This is a genomic window from Streptomyces sp. RP5T (assembly GCF_003933965.1).
Classification (GTDB): Bacteria; Actinomycetota; Actinomycetes; order Streptomycetales; family Streptomycetaceae; genus Streptomyces.
This window is the reverse complement of the sequence record NZ_RSAJ01000820.1, coordinates 1-2970: the sequence shown is the minus strand read 5'-3', so window position 1 is coordinate 2970 and position 2970 is coordinate 1. Positions and strand designations below refer to the sequence as shown.

Genomic DNA, 2970 nt, shown 5'->3' with positions numbered 1-2970 from the left:
TCTACGAGCCGCAGCCCCTGCCCGACGACACCGGCTCCTACGGCGTGTACAACGACGGGAGCTACGCCGGCGACCAGTCCTACGCGGCCGCGGGCCAGGCCCAGGACCAGTACGCGACGGCCGCCGCCGACCAGAGCTACGGCTACGACGGCTACACCGGGTACGACCAGCAGCAGTACGGCTACGACCAGGCCGGACAGCAGCAGTACGCCGCCTACTCCGACCCGTACATCGGCACCCAGACCTACGGCGCGGGCTCCTACGACACCTCCTACGGCGGCCAGCAGCAGTTCGTGCAGCAGGGCTACGACCAGTACGGCGGGACGTACGGCGGCGAGACCCCGGCCGGCGGGGTGTGGGTCCCGCAGCAGCGCACCGACGAGACCTACGGCGGCGAGCTCCCGCAGGAGCAGCAGTACTACCAGGACAACGGCGGCCAGGGACAGCAGAACCAGGGCAACGGGTACGACGAGCAGTACCGCTTCTGACGCCTGGCGGCTCCCCTCACTGGGAACCGCGGAAGTCCGGCCCCTCCACGATCAGTCCGGCCACCAGCGCGCCCGACATGCCCGCGTGGGCGAGGCCGCCGCCGGGATGCGACCAGCCGCCGGCCGTGAACAGCCCCGGCACCGCCGTGCTGTTGGACGGGTGCAGGGTGCCCTCGCCACCGGCCAGGGAGGGCGGCGGGACGGCACCGCCCTCCGCCCCCGTCTCCCGCTCGGTGTGCACGGGCGTGCGCACCTCGCGCCACAGCACCCGCTCACCCAGCCCCGGCAGCGCGCGCTCGGCGGCGGTGACCATCTTGTCCGCGAAGGCGTCGACGACTGCCTGCGTGCCCCAGTCGTGCCCGCGGCCGCACGGCACGGTCGCCGTCAGCACCATGGACTCGTGCTCCGCGTCGGGGCGCAGGGCGGGGTCGTCCGGCCGGTCGATCCGGATGGTGGGCTCGGGCGTCCCCCCGTGCCGGAACAGGTCCAGCTCGCCCTCCGGATCGGGGCCGTACACCACCGTGCGGTGCGCGGTGTCCGGCTCGCGGGCGCCGCGCAGGGCCAGGCAGACCACGACCCGGCCCGGGTGCAGGTCCTCGGCGTCGGGAGGCACGTCCGCCGGGCCGTAGAGCTCACGACCCGTCACCAGGCCGCGCAGGCGCCAGGGTCCGGTGCCGACGACCAGGTCCGCCTCCACGAGCGTTCCGTCGGACAGCTCCAGGCCCGCCGCGCGACCGTCCTTCTCCAGGACGCCCGTCACCTCGGCGCCGAAGTGGAACTCGACCTTGCGCTCCACGCACCGCTCGTACACCGCCCGCGCCAACTCCCGCAGGCCACCGCGGACATACCAGGTCCCGAAGGCGTGCTCCATGTACGGCAGGACGGCCGCGGCGGCCGGCGCGGTGCCGGGGTCGACGCCGTACGTGAGCGCGTGGCCGTACAGCAGGTCCGCGAGGCGGGGGTCCCGCAGCTCCCAGGCGCCGATCTCGGCCAGGGTGACGGCGCGTCGGGTGCGCAGCAGCCGCTTGTGCGGCACGGCGGGGTAGGGCTCGCGCTCCAGCACCTGCCAGTTGGGCCACAGCGGTTCCTCCAGCAGCGGCCTGCGGGTGCGGTCCCAGGCCTCGCGGGCCCGGACGAGGAAGTCGCCCCAACGGGCGCCCGCGCCCGCGCCGAGGGCCTCGTCGAGCGCGGCGACCACTCCCGCGCGCGAGGCGTTCGGCAGGGACACCTCGGTGCCGTCCGTGAACACGTGCCGTGACGAGGGGTCGACCTGGACCAGCTCGACGACCGACTCCAGCGGCTTCTTGCCGGTCTTGATGAACAGATCGCGCCAGACCGCGGGCAGGGTGAGCAGCCCCGGCCCGGTGTCGAAGCCGAACCCGTCCCGCTCGAACCGGTGCACCGCTCCGCCGTACGTCTCCGTACGCTCGTACACCGCCACCCGGTGGCCCGCGACGGCCAGCCGGGCAGCGGCCGCCATCGCGCCCGCCCCGGCGCCGATCACCGCAATCCGTGCCATGCCTGCGACTTTATCGGCCGCCACTGACAGCGCGGGCCGGCAGGGGCGGGGCCTGCCGGCCCCCCTAGGCAGGGGGACTTGCCGCCAATCGTCTCTCCTCGCGGCGTTGGGCCCTGCGGCGGCGGAATCTGCGGATCCGGGAGATCAGGAAGTACAGCACCGCCAGGCCCGCCACCAGCAGGGTGCCCGCGATGACCGCCGCCGCCTCCGGATGGAAGATCGCGAACGAGACGATGCCGGCCACGCCGAGGTCCTCCGCCAGGCTCACGGCGATGTTGCTGAAGGGCTCCGGGGAGGTGTTGACGGCCATCCTCGTACCCGCCTTGACGGCGTGGCTCGCCAGCGCCGTCGAACCGCCCACCAGGCCCGCGACCACGTCGTTGAGCGAACCGCTCTGCCCCGCGAGCAGTGCCCCGACCCAGGCGCCCGCGACCGGCCGGACCACGGTGTGCACGGAGTCCCACGCCGAGTCGACGTAAGGGACCTTGTCGGCCACCGCCTCGCACAGGAACAGCACGCCGGCGACGACGAGCACTTCGGGGCGCTGGAGGGTCTCGGGGACGTCGTCGCTCAGCCCCGTCGCGCCGAACACGCCGAACACGCCGAGCAGCAGCACCACCGCGTAGGCGTTGACGCCGCTGGCCCAGCCGCTGGTGAACACCAAAGGGAGTACGGACACGGACGCGATCGTAACCAGTCGGCCACGAGCCGTCCTGGGGGTGAGCACGCAGGACTGAGTATCCGTACCTAGGGGCTGAGATGAGTACGCGCGCGGATGGGCCTCGACCTGCGTGAACGGGAGAGTGGAGGCACGGCGAAGGGGAACGGCTCCGGCACCGGCGACACGGGGCGCCGGAACGGAGCCGCCCCGGAACCGCTCCTTCCGCCGGCCGAGGTCGGCGGGAGCGAGGCACGGGGGAACCCGGAAAGCGGGGGAACGACCGAACGGGGGCCCGACGGGGG

2 protein-coding genes and 1 pseudogene are annotated in these 2970 nt (G+C 73.6%); 1 reads left to right on the top strand and 2 read right to left on the bottom strand.

Annotated features, from left to right (window positions below; genetic code table 11):
- Positions 1–488: pseudogene (locus EHS43_RS41535) on the top strand (hypothetical protein); the annotation flags it as partial.
- Positions 489–504: 16 nt separating this feature from the next.
- On the opposite strand, the gene EHS43_RS41530 reads toward EHS43_RS41535, so the two are convergent.
- Entirely contained in the window at positions 505–2007 is a 1503-nt protein-coding gene (locus EHS43_RS41530; protein ID WP_125195679.1) for an NAD(P)/FAD-dependent oxidoreductase, read from the bottom strand.
- A gap of 64 nt (positions 2008–2071) precedes the next feature.
- Entirely contained in the window at positions 2072–2686 is a 615-nt protein-coding gene (locus tag EHS43_RS41525) for a DUF4126 domain-containing protein (RefSeq protein ID WP_125195678.1), read from the bottom strand.
- Positions 2687–2970 lie beyond the last annotated feature (284 nt).